Source organism: Luteibacter sp. dw_328 (assembly GCF_018449605.1).
In the GTDB taxonomy this organism is placed as follows: Bacteria; Pseudomonadota; Gammaproteobacteria; order Xanthomonadales; family Rhodanobacteraceae; genus Luteibacter.
Genome location: NZ_JAAVUW010000008.1, coordinates 253,668 through 275,460 on the forward strand (window position 1 = coordinate 253,668; position 21,793 = coordinate 275,460).

A 21,793-nucleotide genomic window follows, 5' to 3' on the forward strand; every position below is an offset into this window, starting at 1 on the left:
ATCCGTTACGCCGCTGCTGCGGTCGGCACGGCCGTGACCTTACGCGGGGCACACGCGGACTGCATGATGTCCATGACGCGGGCAAGGCCTTCGGGCATGCCCTTGTCTTCGGCATGAATGGCGACGTGATACCTCGCGGAGTTGTCGGACTGGCGGGTGTTCTCCTTGGCCGAAGCGACCGAGCCGGCCACCTTGACGTTTGCCCTGAACAAGCCGAACTTCATCGACATGTTCGCGTCGTAAGCGTGCGAGCTGTTGCTCGATTCCTTCTCGGTAATCGCCGACTTCACTTCCATGTCGAAGGTGATATCGACCGTACTGATCGCGAGGTTCGGGACCTTGACGATGGAGAGCAGCGGGACGTCGATCTCGACCTCTTCATCGGAGATGCTGCCGTCGGGATTCTCGACGGGACGCTTGAACTTGAACGATGCCGTGCGGGTGTCACCGATGCCGTCCGCGCTGTCGGCGTCGGGCAGGAAACCGACAACCTTGATGAAGTCGGCGGTGGCCTGGGCCAGTTTGATCTGGCCATCGCATGCAGCGCTGAGCGGTGCACCGATGAGATCGCCCATCGGAAGACCCTGGAACTGGCTGGACATACTCACGAGTTCTGCCATGTCGTAACTCCTTTACTGTTGGCAAGACACGACGCACGGAATGCGCGGCGTGGTTCGACCGGTATCGCCTCAGCTCTCCGGCCTGAACGTCTGGAAGACCCCTTGGGTCTGCGCTAAATGGGTCATGAGACGGGCCATCCCGTCACTGGGTTCGCTACCTTCCACGCGCATCACGACGTGAACCGAGCCGGCCTTGCGGCCGCCGCTGGCGGCGGTCGTGTCCAGCTGAAGCACCGGACGTGTCGCTTCGCGAGGCACTTCCCAACCGGGTCGTGCCTCCGCTGGTGCTGTTGCAGCGGGAGAAGCCGTCGGCTCGACGAGATGACCGAGGTCGGCGTCGAAACTGATCTCGACGTCCTTGATCCGCAGAAGGTTCGTCGAGACCAGGGGAAGCAGCGGCGCCCTGTACAGGTCTTCGTCCTCGACCGTCGCACCCGGCTGCATGGATGGCATCCGAATGACAACGCTTTTCGGGCGATTGTCCTCGTCGAAGTACTCACTGAGGTAGGCCATCTGGCGCCGCTCGATGCGATCCTGCGCATCGATCACGGCACCGGCCATCGCCTCGATGAGACCGGGAAGCGGTGTATCTGCAGCCACGTATCATGTCCTTCTTCAAGGCGAAATGTAGACAAAGGATTCAGTGCGTCGAAGCCATCCGGCAAGGAAGCACTGCAACGAAGGGCGTCGCTTCGCCAGGCCGCGGTAGTAGTCCATGCGTTGCGTCTTGAATGCGGCATGTACCTGGGCGGTATCGCAGGCATTGACCACACGCAGGCTGCGCGGTCCGATCATTCCGTCGATGACCAGCGCGGGTCGCGTGGCGCGTTCGTTGAGCACCCTCTGCAGCAAACGCGACGACGCGACACCCGCGTTGATCTGGAAGTCACACACCAGGCTGGCCAGGGATTGAGAGGCGATGTCGTCACCGCGAATGGCATCCCAGTAGAGCGCTTTGTAGATAATGCCGACCTGCTCATCGGTCAGCTCGCGCAGTAAGCCCATGCTGGGTGGGAGCCCGAGCAATGCGCGCGAACACTGTGAAAGCGTGCCGAGCGTGATGCCCTTGTTGGTAGCGCCACCCGGGTCGGCAGGGTGGTTGACGTATCCACCCTCGTGCTTGAGGAGGATAGGAAAGAACCGGGAGAAGTCGGCCATCCGTGTGTGCTCTGCGTTGGCGAACTCCGCGCCGTTGAGTGGAACTATCCGCTGATAGCAGCGTTTACGGTATCGGTCGCGCACTGATTTGTTCTGGGTGACGAACCCGTTCGCTGGCTTAGTGATCCACATCGATGAGCCCTTCGCGGACCGCGTAGCGTGTCAGCTGGGCAATGCCGCGGATGCCGAGCTTGGCCATCACGTGATCGCGATGGGTGCCTACCGTCTTCATGCTGAGGTGGAGGCGGTCGGCGATTTCCCGCGTCGCGAGTCCTTCGGCATACAGCCGCGCCACCTCCCTCTCGCGATGGCTCAGTTCACCTCCGCTGCCTCCCTCATGGGCGGCACGACCTCGAAAGCGGTTGACCAGGACATGCGCGACATCGGGGCTGACGTAAGAACCGGAACGCATCACGCCGTCGATGGCGCGTGCAAGTACGTCGAACGTATTCCGCTTGGCGACATAGCCGTGGGCACCGGCGTCGAACGCGGCCCTGACCCAGTGAGCCTGCTCCCGCGCGGACAGGCAGAGCATCCGCGTTCCCGGGGAGTCCCTGGCGATGCGTCGCACGACTTCGAGCCCCGACATGCCGGCGACGGCCGTGTCGAAGATCAGAAGATCGGGGCGCTCGTCCTGACCCAGGCGCACGCATTCCTGCCCGTCACCCGTGCTCCCGACGATGTCCACGCCCTCGTGTGCCTGCAGCACGGCAGCCACCGCATCGCGCAGGACGGCTTGCTGGTCCGCGAGAACCACGGTAGTGCGGGCGGTGGCGCCTCTGTCACTGGCTCTGAAGGCCTGTGACAAAATGCGCCCGGCCTCAGGGCCAGGGAAGGGATGTCCATTCATGTGTGCTGTCCAGGTGGAAGATGCCGTAGAGCCTCGTCGGAAAGGCGCTCGGGTGTCCTTCCGGAAACCTTACGGCGGACCTTCTTCCCACAAACTAAGGACTTAGCGCGGCACAGTCCGGCCTGACCGCGGCATGCATCATTGCCATGAGGCCCCCCTTCTTCACGTTCGGCGACTGGACGGTGCGCCCCGGACAGCGCGTCATCGAGCGCCAGGACGAGCGCGTGTCGCTCGAGCCGAAACTGATGGATGTCCTGGTCGCACTGGCGTTGGGGGCACCTGAGGTCCTCTCGACCGACCATCTGCTTACGACCTGCTGGGCCGGTCACTTCTACGGAGACAATCCGGTCCACAAGGCGATCGCCCAGTTGCGTCGCGCGCTGGGCGATGACGCACGCGCGCCACGCTACATTGCGACCATTCGCAAACGCGGTTACCGGGTGACCACGTCGGTCGCTTTTCCGGACGGTGGTTCCGCTGTTGAGCTGCCGCCCCTTGCAACGTCCGAGCCGCCCTATCCAGGCGGCCGGCCCTTCGATATCGCGGACGCGCCGCTATTCTTCGGACGCAGGCGATGCACGTCGGACCTGCTTCGGCGCCTCAAGGAAACACGTAACCAGGGCAACGCACTCCTCCTCGTATGCGGTCCGCCGGCGAGCGGCAAGACATCGCTCGTATGCGCCGGCGTGGCCCCAGTTCTGCTGGGCCCTGCGGGATATGACGGGCTGCGTGCCCTTGCTTTCGCCGTGCTCCGCGGTGATCGGGCCGACGGACGTCCCTGGGACGCGCTCGCCACGGCCCTGTGTGAATGGCATATCGACGGAGAGCCGATCTTCGTCGAAAGCGAACGCGCTTCTTTGACACGGTCGTTGCTCAAGGACCTCAACCTCGTTCTCGGGCGCATCGCTCACCGACTTCACGGGCGCGGTGCCGTCCTGATGCTGTTCGTTGACGACCTCGATATCCTGTTGAGCGAAAGTGCGGATGCCAACATGGCGCGTACCTTTCTCGGCGCCATGTCATCGATGGCAGCGACCGGAAGGATTGCGATCATCGCCACCTGCCAGGATGCCGCCCAGCACGGACACGTCGCCCGCTACACGCCCATTCCGCCAGTAACCTTCCAGCTGACCGATCCCACACCGGGAGAACTCGCCCTGATGATCCGCCTGCCAGCGCGAATGGCGCGCTTGCGGTTCGAGCAGGAAGCCGGCACCGAACAGCTGCTGGACGATGTCCTGCTCGAACATGCCCGAGGCATGCAGCATCCCTTGCGTGTGCTGCCCTCCCTACTACGACGGCTCTATGACGCGAGGCGCGACGACGGGATCCTGACCTTCGAGACCTACCGGCAGGCTTGCGCGGACCACGCGCTGGAGGAGCAAACCCAAGTCGAACAGAGGACGCGACACCGCGTGCTGCGCCGGACACTCGCCGTTCGGCTGCACCGCCGGTGGAGGGAGCGTGTACTGAGGACGTTAGCGATGCTGGTCATCAGCGCCTGCTGCCTCGGGGCAGTCTCGGTGGCCTGGGTTGCTGCGTGGTAGCAAAAAAGGTTCTTCGCGGAATGCCGGGGACGCCGAAGACGGTGAGGCGCAGAGCCTTCGGCGTGTAGACGTGGCGGCGCAGAGCCTTCGGTGCCCACCCTCGCTGCTCAGACACGTCCTCCGCGTTTCGTACCGGAAAGGCCGCTGCGCGGCCGTGTACCTATTTGGCCTACGGCCGCTCCACTTGTGCGGAACTCGCCTCGAGGGTGGGCACCGAAGACTCTTCCCACCGCTGAGGTTCGTTCGGGTCGAGCCGACAAAGCAGCGCCGCTTCGGCTGCTGGCTCGTAGCCATCGCCAACGGTCGACCCCAGCGCGCCGTGATTGTCGGCGCGCAGAAGCGCAGCGGCGAGGCAAACGCTCGCCGCGCCGGAAATGACGTATCAGCACGACCGCCGTAACGGCCAGCTTCGGCGGCAGCACCCACGCCCAACGCCTCTCCCTCCAGCTGACCGTATCGTCGTGAGAGACCTTGGTGTCCACCCTCGAGGCGAGTTCCGCACAAGTGGAGCGGCCGTAGGCCAGTTAAGTACATGGGCCGCGCGAGCGGTCGTCCTTTTCGAACGCGGAGGACGTGTCTGAGCAGCGAGGGTGGGCACCAAGGTCTCCCCGCGAAACGCCCAAGTGTAGAGAGCGATGGCAAAGCCGAGCCCGCGAGGCCGAAGGCGAGCCAGGTGCGAGGTGCGAGGTGCGAAAGAATGCCCCGCCTGAAAGCCGAGCGCCCGGGCCCCCGTCATCCGGGAAGAGCCAAAAAAAAAGCCCCTGATTTCTCAGGGGCTTTTTCCGTTTGGCTGGGAGACTAGGATTCGAACCTAGATAGACAGCGTCAGAGGCTGTCGTCCTACCGTTAGACGATCTCCCAATAAACCTTGGCTCGACACGCTCTGACCTTAGTGCGTCGAACTTTGAAGCGCGATGATTAGCGCTTCGAGAACTGCGTTGCGCGGCGGGCCTTGTGCAGACCGACCTTCTTACGCTCGACTTCGCGAGCGTCGCGGGTCATGAAACCAGCCTTGCGCAGCGGCGACTTCAGCGCTTCGTCGTATTCGACGAGGGCGCGGGAGATGCCGAGGCGAATGGCGCCGGCCTGACCCGTGATGCCGCCACCGGCGACGGTGACCATGATATCAAACTTGTCGACGTTTTCGGTCAGTTCGAGCGGCTGGCGCACGATCATGCGCGAGGTCTCGCGACCGAAGAACTGGTCGAGCGGCTTGCCGTTGACCACGATGCCACCGGTGCCCTTGCGGAGGAACACGCGGGCGGCGGAGGTCTTGCGGCGGCCGGTACCGTAATTCTGCTGGGTAGCCATGTGAATTCCTTAGATTTCCAACGCCTGAGGCATCTGCGCGGTGTGCGGGTGCTCGGCGCCGCCGTACACCTTGAGCTTGCGGTACATGGCGCGACCCAGCGGGTTCTTCGGCAGCATGCCCTTGACGGCGATTTCGATCACGCGCTCCGGGTGGGTAGCCAGCAGATCCTTGAGACTCATGGTCTTTAGGTTGCCGACGTAGCCGGTGAAGCGGTGGTACATCTTGTCGTCCAGCTTGGCACCGGTCACGGCCACCTTCTCGGCGTTGATCACGACGATATAGTCGCCGGTATCGACGTGGGGGGTGAACTCGGGCTTGTGCTTGCCGCGGAGGCGACGCGCGACCTCGGTCGAAAGACGACCCAGGGTCTTGTTCGTGGCATCAACCACGAACCAATCGCGCTTGACGCTTTCCGGCTTGGCGGTGAACGTTTTCATTTCAAATACCTGGTTTGCCGCCGTTGAGACGGAACACGGAATCGGTGAAAGCAAAGGCGCGAGAGAATAGCGGACTTTTCCCTCATCGCGCAAGCCCACCGTGCAGGTGAGCTTCGGGCCGACAATCATAATTGATCACGGGGCCCATTCACAAGCGGTCCCGGTTCCGGCGCGGCTACCGCGACAAGCGACCGCAGCGTCTTCATCTGGATTCGGGAAGCGCCCATTATAACCTGCGTCGTATCCGTTCGTAAGGAGTTTTTCATGACCGTTCGCACCCTGACCCCTTTCGACCGCCTTCTCAGCGGCCTGGAACGCGCCATGGAAGCCGTGTCGGGCTCGCCCGAGCCCGCGCGTCGTTCTCCCGGCGACGCCGTGCCCGACGCGCCGCTGGACGACACCGAGCGGCGCCACGCTGCCGGCCTGATGCGGATAAACCATGTCGGCGAGGTCTGCGCGCAGGCCCTCTATGTCGGCCAGGCGGCCCTGGCCCGTACCGCGGAAACCCGTGAACACCTGATGCATGCCGCCCAGGAGGAAACCGACCACCTGGCCTGGTGCGCAGAGCGCCTCAAGCAACTCGACAGCCGCCCCAGCCTGCTCAATCCCCTCTGGTACGCCGGCAGCTACGCCATCGGCGTGGCGGCCGCCGCCGTGGGCGACCCGATCAGCCTGGGCTTCGTCGTGGAAACCGAGCGTCAGGTAGAGGCCCATCTCGCCGAGCACCTCGAGCGCCTGCCCGCACAGGATGACCGCAGTCGCGCCATCCTGCGCCAGATGCAGGCCGACGAGATCCGCCACGCCGATGCGGCACAGGCGCGGGGCGGTATCGACCTGCCCTGGCCCCTGCCGCGGCTCATGCATGCGGCTTCGACAGTTATGAAGGCCGTTGCCTATCGCATCTGAGCGTCGGCCGGCTCAATCAGCCGCCCTTGCCGCTTGCAATGCCATCGAGCTCGGTGACCGCATCGTCCGGAAGCGCCAGCTGGGCCGCCGCGAGGTTCTCACGCAGATGGCCGACGGACGATGTGCCCGGAATGAGCAGGATGTTGGGAGAACGCTGCAGCAGCCACGCCAGCGCAACCTGCATGGGCGTGGCATCGAGACGCTTCGCGACATCGGACAGCGTCGACGACTGCAACGGCGTGAAGCCACCCAACGGGAAGAACGGCACGTAGGCCGTGCCCGCGCGAGCCAGCTCGTCGATGAGTGCATCGTCCTCGCGATGCGCCAGGTTGTACTGGTTCTGCACACCCACGATGTCGGTGAGCTTCCGGCCTTCGGCGATCTGCGTCGCCGTGACGTTGCTCAGCCCGAGATGACGGATAAGCCCCTTACGCTGTAGCTCGGCCAGCACCGAGAGCGGCTCTTCGATCGAGCCTTCCGCGGGCCCGTGCACGTCGAACATGGCGCGAAGATTCACGACGTCGAGCACGTCCTTGCCCAGGTTGCGCAGGTTGTCGTGCACGGCCCGGGTGAGCTCGTCGGCTGAAAACGCCGGATGCCATTCCCCCTTGGGACCGCGCACGGCGCCCACCTTTGTAACAATGACGAGATCGTCCCGATACGGGTGCAGTGCCTCGCGGATGAGCTGGTTGGTAATGTGCGGGCCATAGAAGTCGCTGGTGTCGATGTGGTCGACGCCGCTCTCCACCGCCTCGCGCAGGACGGCAAGGGCCCCGTTGCGATCCTGCGGCGGACCGAAGACGCCCTTGCCGGCGAGTTGCATGGCGCCATAGCCGAGCCGCTTAACGGGGCGGTTGCCGAGGGTGAACGTGCCGGATGCGTTGGTCTGGGACATGGTCGGTCTCCGTGGGTAGAGGTCCATCCTAGGCGCTGGGTGTCGACGCGATAAGCGTGCACAATCGGGACGGGTCGTGCGTGTTTTCGCACAATGCCGCACCGGGGACGTGACCATGAAGACCGATCTATCCGACCTGAGCGCCTTCGTCGCCGTGGCGCGAGCCCGGGGCTTTCGCGAGGCTGCGCGCCTGAGTGGCGGCAGCGCCTCCGCACTGAGCGAAGCGGTCCGACGGCTGGAGAGCCAGCTCGGCGTGAGGCTACTCAACCGGACAACCCGCAGCGTGGTGCCGACGGAAGCGGGTGAAGGCCTGCTCCTGCGACTCGGACCGGCACTGACCGAGGTCGACGCAGCGGTCGACGTGGTCAACGGCTTTCGCGACAGGCCGGCAGGCACACTGCGCCTCAACGTACCGATCAGCGCCTCGCGCCTCGTACTGCCAGCGATCGTGCCACCCTTCCTCGCGGCCTACCCGGATATCCGGCTCGATGTGACGACCGAGGAGAGCTTCGTCGATGTCCTCGCGGCAGGCTGTGACGCCGGCATTCGCTATGACGAGCGACTGGAACAGGACATGATCGCCGTGCCGATCGGGCCGCGCCTCCAGCGCTTCGCCGCAGCGGCCTCACCCGCTTACCTGGCGCGTCGCGGCCGCCCCGAACATCCGCGCGACCTGCTCGATCACGACTGCCTGCGTGGACGCTTTCCGAGCGGCCACATGCCTGCCTGGGAGTTCGAGCGGGAGGGCGAAGAGATCGCCGTCGATCCGTCGGGCCCGATGATCGTGCGCATTGGCGGCGGCACCGATCTCATCGTCGATGTGGCCCTGGGCGGCACGGGCATCGTCTATCTGTTCGAAGACTGGCTGCGCCCTTACCTCGACAGCGGCGCCCTCGAGCCCGTCCTCGAACCATGGTGGCCGAGCTTCTCCGGCCCCTTCCTCTACTACCCGGGGCGACGACTCGTCCCTGCGCCGCTGCGCGCCTTCATCGAATTCATCAAGGCCAACACGTCGGCATAAAAAAACCCCGCTTTCGCGGGGCTTTTCGTCACATCAGGTTACGGCCGTGGAAGAGTTCCTCGATCTCGCGACGCAGCAGCGATTCGATGCGCTGGCGCTCCTTGAAAGAGAGGTCGTCGGCCTGGGCCTCGAAGAGGTACGTATCGAGGTCGAAGTCCTTGATGTGCATCTTCGTGTGGAAGATGTTTTCCTGGTAGACGTTCACGTCGAACATCTCGTACTTCTGGCGGATGTGCTTGGCCAGATAGTCCTGCACCGAGTTGATCTTGTGATCGATGAAGTGCTTCTTGCCCTTCACGTCGCGCGTGAAGCCGCGCACACGGTAGTCGGCAATGACAATGTCCGACTCGAAACTGTCGATCAGGTAGTTCAGGGCCTTCAGCGGCGAGATGACGCCGCAGGTGGCGACGTCGATATCGGCGCGGAAGGTGGCGATGCCGTTATGCGGATGCGTTTCGGGATAGGTATGGACGGTGATGTGGCTCTTGTCCATGTGCGCTACGACGGCGCCCGAGATCGTATCGCGGCCAAGCTTCTCGACCACCGGCTCCTCGGAAATGAGGATGGTGACCGACGCGCCCTGCGGATCGTAGTCCTGGCGCGCAATGTTCAGGATGTTCGCACCGATGATCTCGGCCACGTCCGTCAGGATCTGGGTCAGGCGGTCGGCGTCGTACTGCTCATCGATGTATTCGATGTAGTTCTGGCGCTGCTGCTCAGAGACGGCGTAGCAGATGTCGTAGATGTTGAAGCTCAGCGCCTTGGTGAGGTTGTTGAAACCTTGCAGGCGAAGGCGGGGAAGCGGTTTGACCACAGCGACTCTCCGAGGCCGGGGGAATGGACGGCCAGCAGTAGACGCGGGTTAGCAGCTAGGGTCCCCGCAAAGAGGAAAGAGAACAGGCAAACCCGAAGTCTGCCTCCCCCTTATGAACGGCGTAAGACAAGGGGTCCGGCGCCGAGGGGGTGAAATTATGAGGCAAGATGGCGAAAATTTGAACACGTCGGTCACCTTTCACGTGGAAGTGTGGATTTTGACGACCGGATGTCTGCAATAATCCGCCGGGGACATGGCGAGTCAACGACACCTGACGGAATTCCGTCGGTCGGCCGCTGAAGGGGACGCCATGCCAGTGAGACTCAACGGAATCTGCTGTGGCTCAACTTAAATATCTGTTGCAACAGGCATTCGAACGGTCCCAGGCGCCGCTGGGCTTCGCGCCCGATCCGGCCTCGATGGGTCGTTTTCTGGACGCTTGCCACCGCCGCCGCTATCCGGGGAAGACGGCGATCATCCGACCAGGTGATCCCGCCAACACGCTCTATTACGTGGTCGAAGGCTCGCTCGCCGTCTGCACCGAGGACGAGGAAGGCCGCGAACTGATCCTGGCGTACATCAACCGGGGCCAGTTCATCGGCGAGATGGGACTGTTCGTCGAGCAGGCCCAACGCGAATCGCTCGTGCGCACCCGCACGCCCGTCGAAATGGCCGAGATCAGCTACGAACGCTTGTTCCAGCTGCTCGAGGGTCCCCTTTCGGCCGAATGCCCCAAACTGCTCTTCGCGATCGGTTCCCAGCTGACCCAGCGTCTGCTGCGCACCTCCCGACAGGTCAGCCGCATGGCTTTCATGGACGTGACCAACCGTGTTTCGCGCACCCTCCTGGACTTGTGCCAGGAGCCGGACGCGATGACCCACCCCGACGGTACGCAGATCCGCATATCGCGGCAGGAAGTCAGCCGGATCGTCGGCTGCTCCCGGGAAATGGTCGGCCGCGTGCTCAAGCAGCTCGAGGAAGAGCGGATGATCGACGTTGCCGGCAAGACCATCGTGGTGCGCGGTACCCGCTGAGCCCTCAGGGGCCCTGGTAGATCATGTAGACATCCGCCCGCTCGTAATGCGAGCCCGGGCGGATGGTTGGCTGGCGAACGAAGCCGGCCCGCTCATACATGCCCATCGCACGGGCGAGCTTGCTATTGGACTCCAGGAACAGCTGTGAACCGCCGCGCTGGCGGTACTCGCCGATCGCCGCGTCGAGCAGCTTGCGGCCGGCGCCCAGCCCCCGGTAGTTCTCGTCCACGCCCATCTTGGACAGCTCGAAGACTCCCTCGCCTTCGCAAAGCAGCGCGCAGGTGCCGACGACCTCGCCGGCATACAGTGCAAAGAAAATCGCACCGCCGTGCGCAAGGACCATGCCTTCGGGGTCGGCGAACAGGGCCCGGTCCACGTCCTCGACGCGAAAATAGCGCTCCAGCCACGCCTGGTTGAGTCGGCGGAAGTGCTCGCGCAGACCCGGCTCGAACGGCACGACCTCGACCTGCTCCCGTGAAAGGGCCGTCCGCTGCGCGAGGATCGCGTCGACCAGTGGCCGCTCACCGAGCGCCTGCTCACAACCATCGATAGCGTCGAGGAGGGCGAGGCCGCGAGGCCCCATGGACTCGGCCATGCCGCGGCGAATGGCGAGCCAGACGGGACCAAGCGCACCTAGCGCTCGCTCGCCGGCATCGGTCAGCGCGAGCACGCTGCGCCGGCCGTCCTGGGGATCGCGCTGTCGCACCACCATGCCGGCATCGACCAGCCGGTCGGCCAACTGACTCACGGCGGAGTGAGTCTGGCCGATGGCGGTCGCCATATCCGTCACGGTGGTCGGACCCACATCGCGCAGAAAGCGCAGCACCGGAAACCAGCGCGATTCGATGTCGGCGCCGCACGCCCGATAGACCTCGTCGACGGCCTGATAGAAGTGGTCACTCAGCGCCTTGAGGCGACTGCCGAGAGCAAGCTCGCGCAGGGAAGACAGGTACATCGCGGATCCGGGGACGGGGACGGGGACGGATAGCGAGGCTAGCGGCGGCGGGCTTGCGCGCGCAAGCATTTGCGCGCCACTAGTACCAGTAGAGGACTTCCAGCTTGTCACCGAGGGCGCGCCCGGCCTTTCGTTGGGCTTTCGGGCTGGGGTTGACCAGCTTCGCCGCCTCGGCCGCACGCAGCATGGGCAGGTCCGACAAGGAGTCGCTGTAGGCCACGGCCCAGGGCCTTTGTACGCCGGCCCGCTCGAGCGTCGTGACCTTCACGCCGTCGACGTTGTGCCGGGTGAAGTGCACACCGAACAGGCCGCCTCGCGTCTGTGACGCAATCAGTTCGTAGCCCGTGAGGTTCACCTCGTCGAGGATCGCCTCGACCATGGTGAGATCGTTACCGCTGATGATGATCACCCGGTCGCCGGCGTCGACATGACGACGCAGCGTGGCCACGGCATCGCGCAGGAACACGCCCGGACGTCGTGCATACGTACGCGCATAGGCGGCGACCTGGCGACGATAGGTCGCTTCGCGACGACCGAAGGTCACCACACGGAGGAAGACGCGCCCGAGCAGTCGGTTACCGGCGACCGTACCGATAAGCAAGGGGATGAACGGCAACAACGGCAATGCCAGCAACACGCGCCAGCGACCGATGCCGGAAAGCCGCTCGCGGAAGAACAATTCCAGCGTCTGGTGACGGACGATGACGCCGTCGAAGTCGAACAGTACGACGCGTCGTGCGTCAGCGGCGGTGTCATCGACGACCGCCGTTTCAATCCCCTGATTCATTCGTTGTCTAGTGTTTGTGCGGGTGACTGTGCGGAGGCGTGCCGAACAGCTTGCGCAGCTCGGCGCCGGGATCGGCGGCGCGCATGAACGCCTCACCGACCAGGAAGCAGTCGATGCCCTTGTCGCGCAGGACCTTTACGTCTTCGACGGTGTGGATGCCGGATTCGGCGACCAGCGTGCCATCGCCGACGCGGTCTTTCAGGCGCAGGGAGGTACCGAGCGAGGTCTCGAAGGTGCGCAGGTTGCGATTGTTCACGCCGATCAGGGGCACGGGAAGGTCGAGTGCCACTTCGAGTTCGGCTTCGTTGTGCACTTCGACGAGCACGTCCAGATCCAGTTCGGCCGCCAGCATGGAAAGCTCCAGCAGCGCAGCCTCGTCATAGATCACATCGTCGCCTTCCTTGCTCGCAAAAGCAGCCACGATCAGCAGGATGCAATCGGCGCCGATCACGCGGGCCTCGTACACCTGGTATTCGTCGACGATGAAGTCTTTGCGCAGGATCGGCAGCGAGCAGGCCTCGCGCGCTTCGCGCAGGTAATCTTCATGACCCTGGAAGAAGTCGGCATCGGTGAGCACGGACAGGCATGCCGCACCGCCGAGCTCGTAGCTGCGCGCGATCTCGGCCGGATTGAAATCGGCGCGGATCAGGCCCTTGCTCGGGCTGGCCTTCTTGATCTCGGCGATGACCGCCGGGTTACCGTCATGCAACTTGGCGTCGATCGCGGCGACGAAGCCCCGCGTGGCTTCCAGGTCCGCCACGCGAGCGGCAAGGTCGTCCAGCGACCGCTTGCGCTTACGCTCGGCGACTTCTTCCGCCTTGCGGTGGAGGATGCGATGGAGAATGTCGGGCATCGAAGCGCTTCCTTGGGTAAGGACGGGGTGGGGAGCCCCGACGATATCAGGCGCCGAGCCGCTGCGTCGCGGCCACGAACGTATTCATTTTTGCACGAGCGGCGCCACTTGCGATGGTCGACCGGGCCAGATCGATGCCTGCCTGGATGGAGGGCGCCACATCCGCCGTGTACAGGGCCGCGCCCGCGTTCAGGCAGACGATGTCGTGCGGCACGCCCGGAACGCCGGAAATCGCGTCCAGCAGCATGGCCCTGGATTCGGTGGCGTCGTCCACGCGGAGGTTTCGGCTGGAGGCCATGGACAGGCCGAAATCCTCCGGTTCCACCTCGTATTCGCGCACCACGCCGTCGCGCAGCTCGCCCACCAGAGTGGCTGCGCCGAGCGAAATCTCGTCCATGCCGTCGCGCCCCCAGACCACCAGGGCATGCTTCGCCCCCAGCGCCTGCAGGGCACGCACCTGGATGCCGACCAGATCGGGATGGAACACGCCCATGAGGATGTTGGGTGCGCCCGCCGGATTGGTCAGTGGCCCGAGGATATTGAAAAGGGTGCGCACACCCATTTCCTTGCGCACGGGCGCGACCACCTTCATCGCCGGGTGGTGGTTCGGCGCGAACATGAAGCCGATATCGGTTTCGTCCATGCACACGGCCACCTGGGCCGGGAGCAGATCGATGCGCGCACCGAGCGCCTCGAGGACGTCCGCGCTGCCCGACTTCGACGAGACACTGCGCCCGCCGTGCTTGGCCACGCGAGCGCCCGCCGCGGCTGCGACGAACATCGACGCCGTGGAGATGTTGAACGAGGACGCACCGTCACCGCCCGTGCCCACGATGTCGATGAAGTGGGGATGCGGACCCACCTCGACCTTCGCGGAGAGATCGCGCATGACCCGCGCGGCACCCGTGATCTCGCCGACGGTTTCCTTCTTCACCCGCAGGCCGGTGAGAATCGCCGCCGTCATCAGCGGGCTCACATCGCCACGCATGATCTGATGCATCAGCTCGATCATCTCGTCATGGAAGATCTCGCGGTGCTCGATCGTGCGCTGAAGCGCCTCGGAGGGAGTCATCGGCATGGAACGGGGATCCTTTCTTACGCGGCGAGCGGCAACGGCATGCCGAGGAAGTTACGCAGCAGGTCGTGGCCGTGCTGGGTGAGGATCGATTCCGGATGGAACTGCACGCCTTCGATGTCGAGGGTGCGGTGGCGCAGACCCATGATCTCGTCGAGCGAGCCGTCTTCGCGCTCGGTCCAGGCGGTGACTTCAAGGCAGTCCGGCACTGAGTCTTTCTCTACCACCAGCGAATGGTAGCGGGTGGCCTCGAACGGGTTCGGCAGGCCGGCAAACACGCCCTGCCCGCGGTGTTTCACCGGGGAGGTCTTGCCGTGCATGATCTCGCGCGCCCGGATCACCTTGCCACCGAACACCTGGCCAATGGCCTGGTGCCCGAGGCAGACGCCGAAAATCGGCAACTCGCCGGCGAGCTCGCGAAGGATGTCGATCGACACACCCGAATCGTCCGGCGTGCCCGGCCCAGGCGAAATCATGATGCGAGAGGGCGCCAGCGCGCGGATATCCGCGACGGTGAGGGCGTCGTTACGCACCACCTTGACCTCCTGACCCAACTCGCCCAGGTACTGGACGAGGTTGAAGGTGAAGCTGTCGTAGTTGTCGATCATCAGAAGCAAGGTGATACCCATGCTTTGGAATGGGGGGATCGCCATTATCCATCAAGCCGGGTAGGACGCACAGGAGAGCGCCCGCCCCTTTACTCTCGGCGTTCGATGGGGTCTGGACGGTCATTGACACGGTGCGGGCCCTTCCAGCCCGGCGTGCTACCGGAAACGAGCGAATCCCAGTCCGTGGGTGGGTGGCCTCGGCCCAGCATCCTCGTGAAGACCGCATACGGATCCGATCGTGATCCGGAGGCTCGTAGGGTTGCCTCATCGTTTACCCACGCGTAAACGATGACGCGCGAACGCGAGTCGAAACGAAAGAACACTCGAAACCGTCGACCGATTTTCGCCCGACGCCAATGGCGATGCGCCGCACCCAGTGTCGTGCCCTGGCGGTACTCCTCGCGAGCAGGGTCGCCAGGCACGACTTCCAGGAGCAGCCTGGTCAATGCGCGAAACAGCTTTACGTTCGCGTTGCTTTCAGAACCGGTCGAATTCTGACGTTGCGCCTTCATGGCAGCGGTACGAAGGCGCGAAAGCTGATCGATAATGCCCTCGTGGAAAAGCAGCGTCCATCCGTTGACCTGCATCAGAGTTCCACATCGCCTTCAATGTCATCGGAGATATCCTCGACATGTGCTGCGCTCGCAAGCATGTCGCGGATGAGATCGTCAGGAAGGTTACCGACGTTGCGTCCGTGCCGTATGTCATCCTCGAGCAAGTTAAGAAAGGCGCCAATCGCAGGATCATCGTGGGCCAACGCTGCGGAAGTGACGATGACTTCGCCGTCCCGAACCTCGAAGGCGACCTTCCCGCCCGCTTCCACGCCCAGAAGCTGCCGAACCGCTTTGGGTAGCGTGATCTGCCCTTTGGATGTGAGGGTGGCAATTTCCTGGATGCTCGGCATATTCGCTGCTTCTCTGTGCGCGTGCCCCACGGTAAGGAATATTCCTTACGATTGCAATGGCCGGCGGGTTCACGCCACTGTCTCTGCGGGTTTCCAAGGATGCTCTCATGCGCAACCTCGACTTCAGCTCCTGGCAGGGCCTCCTCTCCACCCTCTTCGGCCTGGCGGTCATCACGCTCATCGGCGTGGGCATCCGGCTGCTTGCGATGCAGACGATCCAGCAGCGGCGTGAGCGCGAGAACCGGCAGATCAACGAACGCTTGCGTACCCTGATTGCGGCTTACAAGACATTGGGCGGTTCGTTCACGGGAAACCTTGCGGTCGACCCCACGCATCTACGCGATCTCAAGCGTCTGGATGCTGAGCAGACCGCTATCGATGCCGCTGCGGCGCAGGGCAACGAACGGGCGCGTCGCGTGCGTGATGCCGTAGAGGCCGCGCTCTCGGACATCATCCTGCTCGGCACTGAAAAGCAGGTGGAGCTGGCTGCGCGCGCGGCGACCGAATTAGCCGAGGGACGTCCCACGCACACCGCAGAGCTCGTCGTCTCCCTGCGTGACTTCATCCGCAGCGTGCTCGATCTGGATGCGATTCCGTCGAGCGTCGTGATTCCGAAGCAAGGCCCGACGCGCCCGGCGAGTGGATCGGGCGGTAAGTCGCGCGCCGAAGGCGGCAAGGGCGACGGCCGTGAGGGCGGCGGCGGAAAAGCCGGCGGCGGGGGCGGGATGGGCGGCGGCATGGGTGGCGGAGGCATGGGCGCTGGCATGGCCGGCGGTGCAGCAGCAGGCGCTGGTGTGGGCCTCTCAGCCGACGATGAACACGATCACCACGCCTAGAAACAACACCCCCGCCGCCCTGCCCGACCGGCTCAACGCCAATCTCGACAGGGCGGCGGGGGAAGGCTGATCTTCAGCCGATCGCCTTGAGCAGGTCGGCCGTGGTCGTGGTTTCGGCCAGGCGCGGGAAAATCGTGTTGACGCTGTTGTCGTGGGCGCTGGCCACCATGTCGGTCATCGCGTCAGGCACGATCACGACGTTGTAGCCAAGCTCACTGGCGAAACGCGCGGTGGACTCGACACCGATGCTGGTAGCGATACCGACGATCACCACCTGCTCGACACCCTTGCTGCGCAGCCAGCTGTCGAGATCGGTGCCATGGAACGCACCCCAGCGCTTCTTTTCGACGATGTGATCGGACGGCGCGCGCTCGATCTCGGGAATGAATTCCACGAAGGACGGATCCGACGGGAAGGCGCGCGCGCCCGCATCGGTGCGGCCCGGCGCGGCACCTGTGACATGCACGAGCACGACCGGACGACCCGATGCACGGAACGCACGGGCGAGCGAAGCGGAACGCGCGACGATATCCGCGGTGTCGTGCGCGGTCGGCAGCGCGACGATCCCCTTCTGGAGGTCAACGACGATCAGGGCGGCGTTGGTGTCGAGTTGGCTAAGCGGCATGGTGAATTCCTCAGGGACGTGGGTGGGAAGACGGGATCGCGACTGGCAACGTGCGATCGAAAACAGTGGCAACGAGAAGGAAGGCGCAGGCGCAGCCCATGACGATCGCGAGCGTGTGCAGGCCGTGGTCGGTAGCGTGGTGGCCGTAGGCCATGCTGAGCAGGCTCGTCGCCGCGATCGCGCCGATGTAGCTCGCCGTGCGTTGAAGTCCCGAGGCCGCACCGAGTTGTTCCGTCGGCGCCTGCATGTACACGGCAGCCTGTGTGGCGGTCGACATCAAGCCTTGGGGAAGACCGAACAAGGTGACCGCGGCCGCCATGATCCACAGCGGCGAGTCCGAATGCAGGAAGAACAGCGCGACGCAGCCGGCGAGCGCCGCAGCGAAGCCGAGCAGGAAGGGACCGCGCAGTCCGCGCGTACGCGCACCGGCCAGCGACGCCACACCTGCGACTATCGACATCGGTAACGTGGCCAGACCCGCTTCCGCCGCGGAATAGCCGCCCGCACCTTCGACCCATTGCGCGAAGCCATAGAAAACACAGTAGATGACGGTGAAGATCGCCGCGGCACGCAGATAGGTCACGGTGAGCGGGATGTGTCGCGCCAGCATCCGCAGGTCGATGAACGGCTCGCGGCGGCGCAGCGAATGCCAGGTCAGCGCACCACCGAGCACAGCGGCCACCGGCAGTGCGAGCCATCGCGGATGCTCCATGTCCATCAGGAACACCATCGTCGCCAGCAGCATGCCGGCAAAGAGAACGATACCGACGACATCGAGCTCGGCGAACAGCGAACCTCGCGCACTTTCGCGCGGAGGGTCGGAAGGTACCCAGGCAAGCACGGTTACCAGCGTAAGCAACGCCAGCGGAATGTTCACCGTAAAGATCGCGTGCCAGCCGAAGGCACCCGTCAACAGGCCACCGAGCAGCGGTCCGATAGCGGTGGTAGCGATACCCGTCAGTGAAAGCACACCCATCGCGACGCGTGGCGGCGCGGCACCCGATAGGTCCGCGCGTTCACGAAACAGGCGCATCGCCGAGGGGTAAGCGCCTGAGGTGCCGACGCCGAGCAGCACGCGTACGGCGACCAGCCAGTTCAGCGAAGGCGCCCAGCGGCCAGCGAAGCCGGCGACCATGACCAACAGCAGCGAAACGAGATAAACACGCCGCGCGCCGAGCAGATCGGCGAGACGCCCCATCGTCGGCTGCGCCACCGCACTGGTGAGGTAGAGGCCGGCGATCAGCCAGCCCGTCTCGGCGACGGTGGCATGAAAGTCGTTGGCGATCGGCAGCAACGCCGTCGCGATCATGGTCGAGTTGACCGGGTTCAGGCACGAGCCCATCGCCAACGGCAAGACGAAGCGCCAGCCAAAGGGGCGGTCCAGGGACGCGGCCGACGCGACGCCGTCGGCAAGGGGTTTCACGCCGGATCTCGCGTACTCGAATCAGCGAGACGTCGGATCACCGCGGCGGCCGTCAGCAGGTCGCGCTGCTCGTCCGCAGTGAGGGTGCCGATGGCACTGGCCATCCACGTCCGCTTCGCGGCCCGGACGCGGCGACGTGCCTCGATGCCGGCAGCCGTGAGCGCAAACAGGACCTGGCGGCCATCGGTCGGATGTGGCCTGCGCTCGACGAGTCCCTCCTCCTCCAGGACGGACAACGTCGCACCCATGGACTGCGGTTTTACCAATTCGGCGCGGGCTATATCGGCTGTCGAGGTGGGACCGCCCTCTTCCAGCCGGATCAGCACGGCCATCTGCGACCAGCTCAGTTCCTGGTTGTTGGACTCGGCCCGCAAACGACGCACGAGCTGACCGCACGCGGCGAGGAGGTCGGAAGCCGCGGCATCGACGCCCGGGAACACAGAGGATTGTTTGGCCATTCCTTCACGCTATGGCCGCGCGGGGCAACTTGCAAGGCAAACTTGCAAGTTTGCCTTCGAAAGTTCCTGCGGCGCCCTGCCGATGCGACGTGGACCAACGTGCGCGGCTAGACGGCGCCTTTTCGCAAAAGCGCTCTCACGGTGGTGAGCTTGTACGACGCAAACGATGCGCCCGGAGAAGTGACGGCATCCGACGGTGAGGTTCCGATCTCGCAGCTTGGAACCGGCGAGCCTTGGATATGCCGCTCACTCATCAGCAGGAGTCTTTCAACAGCAGCGGCGACGTGCTGGAGCGGAGCGTCGAGGATGGCCAACAATTCCACCGCGCGGGCTTGCCTCGCAATCAGGGGCCATCCGCTCACACGTGCTATGCGTGTAAGGCGCCGTGCCAGCCTCCGCGATTCTTCAACGTCTTCGGCATGCACGGCGTCAATGAGCAAGACGAGGTCGATAATGGTCGATGAAGTGGCGCTCAATTGCATACGGGACCTTGGAGGACTCAGCAATCGAACAGCTTGGCGGCGCTTTCGTTAGCTGGGCCGCTGAGGCGCGTGAGTGCGCCTTCATCCATGTGATCGGACGCGGCGGGTAAATCACGTAGATTCGATAGGTCGGCATGATGTCTCCCAGCGCGACTGCCATGTCTGCGTAGAGCGCAAGGGCCGCCTGCCTCTCAAGCGCCCCCGCCCCGGACGAGGGCCTTCGGCGTCATCCGTCCTTGCCATACGGTCTGCTAGAACCGCTTTTTCATGTCGGGAGACACCATGACCAATCTCAAGCCGCTCGCTGCCGTCATCGAGCCCCGCTCACCCCTCGCGGGGACCCTCGCCGAGGTTCTTCACGCAAGGGGCTTTGAAGTCTTGGTGGCTTCGACCCATGCAGGCGCGGCAAGACTGGTGGCCGCCCAGGACAAGGTCGACTTCCTGATTGCCGCGGTACCCGCCCCCGGCGAAGATCACGCCGGGGCCTATCTGGAAGAGGCGCGGAACAAGAACCCGGGCCTTGCCGTGGTCATCATGCTCTCGGACCCGAACGAAGCGATCGATGGCGCTCCTGCGACAGCCATCCGCCTCATCAAGCCCTTCGATATGCGCCAACTCGCCCAAGCCATCGATGAAGCGACGGACAAAGCGTAAGCCTGCACAAATGTCGAGGCGGTTTTGACACATGCACCGGGGTCGTTGGGCATAGTCGACCCATCACGATTTCTGCGGACGTACATGTTTTTCGTCTTCGACATACCGTTTCGCGTGCCCGACAACGAATGGACTATCGCCCTTCCCTCGGGTGAGCAACAGACGTTTCCTACCCGCCATGATGCAGTGCGGTTCGCCGCCCGCCAGGCGTCCCGATTCACCGCTTTCGACGGCAGCAGGGTGTACCTGAGTATCGAGGGGGAGGACGGTGTATGGCGGCTGTTTGGGGCAGACCTGAAAGCGCCTAACCTCTAGCGGCACAAACCGGTCTGAGCGTCGCCGCGCCCGGGCGGTAGAATGGTGACCCTGACGCTGTCGCGCCGCAGAGAGTTCCTTATGCCAGCACTTCGCATGCTCGCTGCCCTGATGATCGCCACGGCGATTGCCCTGCCCGCCTCAGGCCAGCAGACCGCGCCGGCAGGCGACATCAATCTGCCGGGCGTGACTGTCACCGCCGATGCCTACACCGAGAGTCACGGCGGCTACCTGATTTCCGGCGACTTCAAGGTCGATCCGCGCATGCCTGGCGTGGTCTTCCCCGCCTCTGCACTTGTTGAAGGCGACGTGCTCAGCATCGAGCCGCAATATCTCAACGGCAACGACTACGTGGTGCTCCAGGAATGTGCTTCGGCCGACTGCAGCGATACCCGCATCGTCCGCGTCTGGTCTTCCATCGCGGGCCATCCTGTCGGCGGCGGCAATGATCGACGCATCATCATTCCCCACGAGAACAAGTACTGGATCTGGGCCAAGCGCCTCCCGGAGATCAGCCATCCGGATTGCGACACCTGTGCCACCCACTTCACCAGCTTCAAGCGGATCGGACCACCGATGACGATCACCCCGACGGGTGAGGAAGCGCGTTATCACCAAGGCGAACTCGAGGCAGCCGCCGGTGCCGACCCCCTTCCTGTCACGAAGCAGGAGCACGAAGGGTCGACCTTCGTGATCACGTTCGCGGGCGGCTCCACGGTGCGAATCAGGCGGATGCACGCCGCCGCGCCCTGAGGATGGTTTTGACAGAACGATGCCCTTGCCTCCGCGGCGCCCAACGCGGATGCTTGGAAATCGATTCCGGAGATTCCCATGCCTTCCCTCGGTGCCATCACCTTCCTGGTCCACGATTACGACGAGGCCATCGCCTTCTTCACCCGCGCATTGGCTTTCAGCCTGATCGAAGACACCGACATGGGCGGCGGCAAGCGCTGGGTAACGGTGGCTCCCCGCGGGTCGGACGGTACCCGCCTTTTGCTGGCACGCGCGGTCACCGATGAACAGCGTGAACACGTGGGCAAGCAGGGTGGCGGACGCGTCTTTCTGTTCCTGCACACCGACGATTTTGCCGGCGACCACGCACGCATGCGCGAGCACGGCGTCCGTTTTCGCGAAGAGCCGCGACACGAATCTTATGGAAGCGTAGTCGTCTTCGACGATCTTTACGGCAACGGCTGGGATCTCATCCAGCCCGCCTGACCCAGG

The 21,793-nt window shown here is 64.1% G+C and carries 26 protein-coding genes and 1 tRNA gene; 8 read left to right on the forward strand and 19 right to left on the reverse strand.

Features of this window, described 5'->3' with window-relative positions:
* Positions 1-5 precede the first annotated feature (5 nt).
* From HB634_RS19525 to HB634_RS19540, 4 genes are all read right to left on the reverse strand, one after another.
* Positions 6-620, reverse strand: coding sequence for a DUF2589 domain-containing protein (locus tag HB634_RS19525; RefSeq protein ID WP_063572703.1), 615 nt, complete (start codon positions 618-620; stop codon positions 6-8).
* A 69-nt stretch (positions 621-689) separates the two neighbouring features.
* On the reverse strand, positions 690-1,220 hold the full coding sequence (locus HB634_RS19530; RefSeq protein ID WP_082879166.1) for a DUF2589 domain-containing protein: 531 nt from the start codon (positions 1,218-1,220) through the stop codon (positions 690-692).
* Positions 1,221-1,235: 15 nt separating this feature from the next.
* Positions 1,236-1,778: a glycosyl hydrolase 108 family protein gene (locus HB634_RS19535; protein WP_213949795.1), complete on the reverse strand. Its 543-nt coding sequence runs from the start codon at positions 1,776-1,778 to the stop codon at positions 1,236-1,238.
* Positions 1,779-1,896: 118 nt separating this feature from the next.
* A complete protein-coding gene (locus HB634_RS19540; protein ID WP_082879167.1) occupies positions 1,897-2,628 on the reverse strand; it encodes a response regulator transcription factor in 732 nt (243 codons plus the stop codon).
* A 146-nt stretch (positions 2,629-2,774) separates the two neighbouring features.
* Between HB634_RS19540 and HB634_RS19545 the strand changes: the two genes are divergently transcribed.
* A complete protein-coding gene (locus tag HB634_RS19545; protein ID WP_213949796.1) occupies positions 2,775-4,175 on the forward strand; it encodes a winged helix-turn-helix domain-containing protein in 1,401 nt (466 codons plus the stop codon).
* Positions 4,176-4,962: 787 nt separating this feature from the next.
* Here HB634_RS19545 and HB634_RS19550 read toward each other — a convergent pair.
* From HB634_RS19550 to rplM, 3 genes are all read right to left on the reverse strand, one after another.
* Positions 4,963-5,036, reverse strand: a tRNA-Gln gene (locus HB634_RS19550).
* Between the two features lie 57 nt (positions 5,037-5,093).
* A complete protein-coding gene (rpsI, locus tag HB634_RS19555; RefSeq protein ID WP_036138010.1) occupies positions 5,094-5,486 on the reverse strand; it encodes a 30S ribosomal protein S9 in 393 nt (130 codons plus the stop codon).
* A 9-nt stretch (positions 5,487-5,495) separates the two neighbouring features.
* Complete coding sequence (rplM, locus tag HB634_RS19560; protein ID WP_063571418.1) at positions 5,496-5,924, reverse strand: 50S ribosomal protein L13; 429 nt, start codon at positions 5,922-5,924, stop codon at positions 5,496-5,498.
* A gap of 264 nt (positions 5,925-6,188) precedes the next feature.
* Between rplM and coq7 the strand changes: the two genes are divergently transcribed.
* Complete coding sequence (gene coq7, locus HB634_RS19565; protein ID WP_213949797.1) at positions 6,189-6,830, forward strand: 2-polyprenyl-3-methyl-6-methoxy-1,4-benzoquinone monooxygenase; 642 nt, start codon at positions 6,189-6,191, stop codon at positions 6,828-6,830.
* 16 nt (positions 6,831-6,846) lie between these two features.
* Here the strand turns inward: coq7 and HB634_RS19570 are convergent, their stop codons facing one another.
* Positions 6,847-7,725 (reverse strand): aldo/keto reductase family oxidoreductase, encoded by an 879-nt coding sequence (locus HB634_RS19570; RefSeq protein WP_213949798.1) that lies wholly within the window; start codon positions 7,723-7,725, stop codon positions 6,847-6,849.
* Between the two features lie 136 nt (positions 7,726-7,861).
* Between HB634_RS19570 and HB634_RS19575 the strand changes: the two genes are divergently transcribed.
* Positions 7,862-8,746, forward strand: a complete 885-nt coding sequence (locus HB634_RS19575; RefSeq protein WP_197478238.1) for a LysR family transcriptional regulator — start codon at positions 7,862-7,864, stop codon at positions 8,744-8,746.
* 28 nt (positions 8,747-8,774) lie between these two features.
* Here HB634_RS19575 and speD read toward each other — a convergent pair whose 3' ends face one another.
* A complete protein-coding gene (gene speD / locus HB634_RS19580) occupies positions 8,775-9,560 on the reverse strand; it encodes an adenosylmethionine decarboxylase (RefSeq protein ID WP_036109987.1) in 786 nt (261 codons plus the stop codon).
* A gap of 338 nt (positions 9,561-9,898) precedes the next feature.
* On the opposite strand from speD, the gene crp reads away from it, so the two are divergent.
* Positions 9,899-10,594, forward strand: a complete 696-nt coding sequence (gene crp / locus HB634_RS19585; protein WP_046966863.1) for a cAMP-activated global transcriptional regulator CRP — start codon at positions 9,899-9,901, stop codon at positions 10,592-10,594.
* 4 nt (positions 10,595-10,598) lie between these two features.
* Here the strand turns inward: crp and HB634_RS19590 are convergent, their stop codons facing one another.
* From HB634_RS19590 to HB634_RS19620, 7 genes are all read right to left on the reverse strand, one after another.
* A complete protein-coding gene (locus HB634_RS19590; protein WP_213949799.1) occupies positions 10,599-11,549 on the reverse strand; it encodes a helix-turn-helix domain-containing GNAT family N-acetyltransferase in 951 nt (316 codons plus the stop codon).
* A 79-nt stretch (positions 11,550-11,628) separates the two neighbouring features.
* Positions 11,629-12,336, reverse strand: coding sequence for a haloacid dehalogenase-like hydrolase (locus tag HB634_RS19595; RefSeq protein WP_213949800.1), 708 nt, complete (start codon positions 12,334-12,336; stop codon positions 11,629-11,631).
* A gap of 7 nt (positions 12,337-12,343) precedes the next feature.
* Positions 12,344-13,189, reverse strand: coding sequence for an indole-3-glycerol phosphate synthase TrpC (gene trpC, locus HB634_RS19600; protein WP_213949801.1), 846 nt, complete (start codon positions 13,187-13,189; stop codon positions 12,344-12,346).
* Positions 13,190-13,235: 46 nt separating this feature from the next.
* The gene (gene trpD, locus HB634_RS19605; RefSeq protein ID WP_063571411.1) at positions 13,236-14,267 is read right to left on the reverse strand and encodes an anthranilate phosphoribosyltransferase; all 1,032 of its coding nucleotides are present in this window, start codon (positions 14,265-14,267) and stop codon (positions 13,236-13,238) included.
* A gap of 17 nt (positions 14,268-14,284) precedes the next feature.
* On the reverse strand, positions 14,285-14,881 hold the full coding sequence (locus HB634_RS19610; protein WP_213949853.1) for an aminodeoxychorismate/anthranilate synthase component II: 597 nt from the start codon (positions 14,879-14,881) through the stop codon (positions 14,285-14,287).
* An 80-nt stretch (positions 14,882-14,961) separates the two neighbouring features.
* On the reverse strand, positions 14,962-15,459 hold the full coding sequence (locus tag HB634_RS19615) for a type II toxin-antitoxin system YhaV family toxin (RefSeq protein WP_213949802.1): 498 nt from the start codon (positions 15,457-15,459) through the stop codon (positions 14,962-14,964).
* Positions 15,459-15,776, reverse strand: a complete 318-nt coding sequence (locus HB634_RS19620; RefSeq protein WP_063573029.1) for a type II toxin-antitoxin system PrlF family antitoxin — start codon at positions 15,774-15,776, stop codon at positions 15,459-15,461. The genes HB634_RS19615 and HB634_RS19620 overlap by 1 nt, the downstream gene beginning before the upstream one ends.
* A gap of 107 nt (positions 15,777-15,883) precedes the next feature.
* On the opposite strand from HB634_RS19620, the gene HB634_RS19625 reads away from it, so the two are divergent.
* On the forward strand, positions 15,884-16,612 hold the full coding sequence (locus tag HB634_RS19625) for a hypothetical protein (RefSeq protein WP_213949803.1): 729 nt from the start codon (positions 15,884-15,886) through the stop codon (positions 16,610-16,612).
* Positions 16,613-16,685: 73 nt separating this feature from the next.
* Here the strand turns inward: HB634_RS19625 and HB634_RS19630 are convergent, their stop codons facing one another.
* The 3 genes from HB634_RS19630 to HB634_RS19640 are packed head-to-tail and all read right to left on the reverse strand — an operon-like array spanning position 16,686 to position 19,118.
* Complete coding sequence (locus tag HB634_RS19630; RefSeq protein ID WP_213949804.1) at positions 16,686-17,237, reverse strand: isochorismatase family protein; 552 nt, start codon at positions 17,235-17,237, stop codon at positions 16,686-16,688.
* A gap of 10 nt (positions 17,238-17,247) precedes the next feature.
* On the reverse strand, positions 17,248-18,660 hold the full coding sequence (locus HB634_RS19635) for an MFS transporter (protein ID WP_213949805.1): 1,413 nt from the start codon (positions 18,658-18,660) through the stop codon (positions 17,248-17,250).
* Positions 18,657-19,118, reverse strand: coding sequence for a MarR family transcriptional regulator (locus HB634_RS19640; RefSeq protein ID WP_213949806.1), 462 nt, complete (start codon positions 19,116-19,118; stop codon positions 18,657-18,659). Before HB634_RS19640 ends, HB634_RS19635 begins: the two co-directional genes overlap by 4 nt.
* 764 nt (positions 19,119-19,882) lie before the next feature.
* Here HB634_RS19640 and HB634_RS19645 point away from each other — a divergent pair.
* The 3 genes from HB634_RS19645 to HB634_RS19655 all read left to right on the forward strand — a co-directional run bounded on the left by HB634_RS19645 (position 19,883) and on the right by HB634_RS19655 (position 21,787).
* A complete protein-coding gene (locus tag HB634_RS19645; RefSeq protein WP_063570595.1) occupies positions 19,883-20,254 on the forward strand; it encodes a response regulator transcription factor in 372 nt (123 codons plus the stop codon).
* A gap of 396 nt (positions 20,255-20,650) precedes the next feature.
* Positions 20,651-21,322, forward strand: coding sequence for a hypothetical protein (locus HB634_RS19650; RefSeq protein WP_213949807.1), 672 nt, complete (start codon positions 20,651-20,653; stop codon positions 21,320-21,322).
* Positions 21,323-21,400: 78 nt separating this feature from the next.
* Positions 21,401-21,787, forward strand: a complete 387-nt coding sequence (locus HB634_RS19655; RefSeq protein WP_213949808.1) for a VOC family protein — start codon at positions 21,401-21,403, stop codon at positions 21,785-21,787.
* Positions 21,788-21,793: the final 6 nt, after the last annotated feature.

Bases quoted from the DNA above. Each gene is read 5' to 3' on its own strand.
- HB634_RS19525 (WP_063572703.1), bottom strand. From the start codon at position 620: ATGGCAGAACTCGTGAGTATGTCCAGCCAGTTCCAGGGTCTTCCGATG.
- HB634_RS19535 (WP_213949795.1), bottom strand. From the start codon at position 1,778: ATGGCCGACTTCTCCCGGTTCTTTCCTATCCTCCTCAAGCACGAGGGT.
- HB634_RS19540 (WP_082879167.1), bottom strand. From the start codon at position 2,628: ATGAATGGACATCCCTTCCCTGGCCCTGAGGCCGGGCGCATTTTGTCA.
- HB634_RS19545 (WP_213949796.1), top strand. From the start codon at position 2,775: ATGAGGCCCCCCTTCTTCACGTTCGGCGACTGGACGGTGCGCCCCGGA.
- rpsI (WP_036138010.1), bottom strand. From the start codon at position 5,486: ATGGCTACCCAGCAGAATTACGGTACCGGCCGCCGCAAGACCTCCGCC.
- rplM (WP_063571418.1), bottom strand. From the start codon at position 5,924: ATGAAAACGTTCACCGCCAAGCCGGAAAGCGTCAAGCGCGATTGGTTC.
- coq7 (WP_213949797.1), top strand. From the start codon at position 6,189: ATGACCGTTCGCACCCTGACCCCTTTCGACCGCCTTCTCAGCGGCCTG.
- HB634_RS19570 (WP_213949798.1), bottom strand. From the start codon at position 7,725: ATGTCCCAGACCAACGCATCCGGCACGTTCACCCTCGGCAACCGCCCC.
- HB634_RS19590 (WP_213949799.1), bottom strand. From the start codon at position 11,549: ATGTACCTGTCTTCCCTGCGCGAGCTTGCTCTCGGCAGTCGCCTCAAG.
- HB634_RS19595 (WP_213949800.1), bottom strand. From the start codon at position 12,336: ATGAATCAGGGGATTGAAACGGCGGTCGTCGATGACACCGCCGCTGAC.
- trpC (WP_213949801.1), bottom strand. From the start codon at position 13,189: ATGCCCGACATTCTCCATCGCATCCTCCACCGCAAGGCGGAAGAAGTC.
- trpD (WP_063571411.1), bottom strand. From the start codon at position 14,267: ATGCCGATGACTCCCTCCGAGGCGCTTCAGCGCACGATCGAGCACCGC.
- HB634_RS19615 (WP_213949802.1), bottom strand. From the start codon at position 15,459: ATGCAGGTCAACGGATGGACGCTGCTTTTCCACGAGGGCATTATCGAT.
- HB634_RS19620 (WP_063573029.1), bottom strand. From the start codon at position 15,776: ATGCCGAGCATCCAGGAAATTGCCACCCTCACATCCAAAGGGCAGATC.
- HB634_RS19625 (WP_213949803.1), top strand. From the start codon at position 15,884: ATGCGCAACCTCGACTTCAGCTCCTGGCAGGGCCTCCTCTCCACCCTC.
- HB634_RS19630 (WP_213949804.1), bottom strand. From the start codon at position 17,237: ATGCCGCTTAGCCAACTCGACACCAACGCCGCCCTGATCGTCGTTGAC.
- HB634_RS19640 (WP_213949806.1), bottom strand. From the start codon at position 19,118: ATGGCCAAACAATCCTCTGTGTTCCCGGGCGTCGATGCCGCGGCTTCC.
- HB634_RS19645 (WP_063570595.1), top strand. From the start codon at position 19,883: ATGACCAATCTCAAGCCGCTCGCTGCCGTCATCGAGCCCCGCTCACCC.
- HB634_RS19650 (WP_213949807.1), top strand. From the start codon at position 20,651: ATGCCAGCACTTCGCATGCTCGCTGCCCTGATGATCGCCACGGCGATT.
- HB634_RS19655 (WP_213949808.1), top strand. From the start codon at position 21,401: ATGCCTTCCCTCGGTGCCATCACCTTCCTGGTCCACGATTACGACGAG.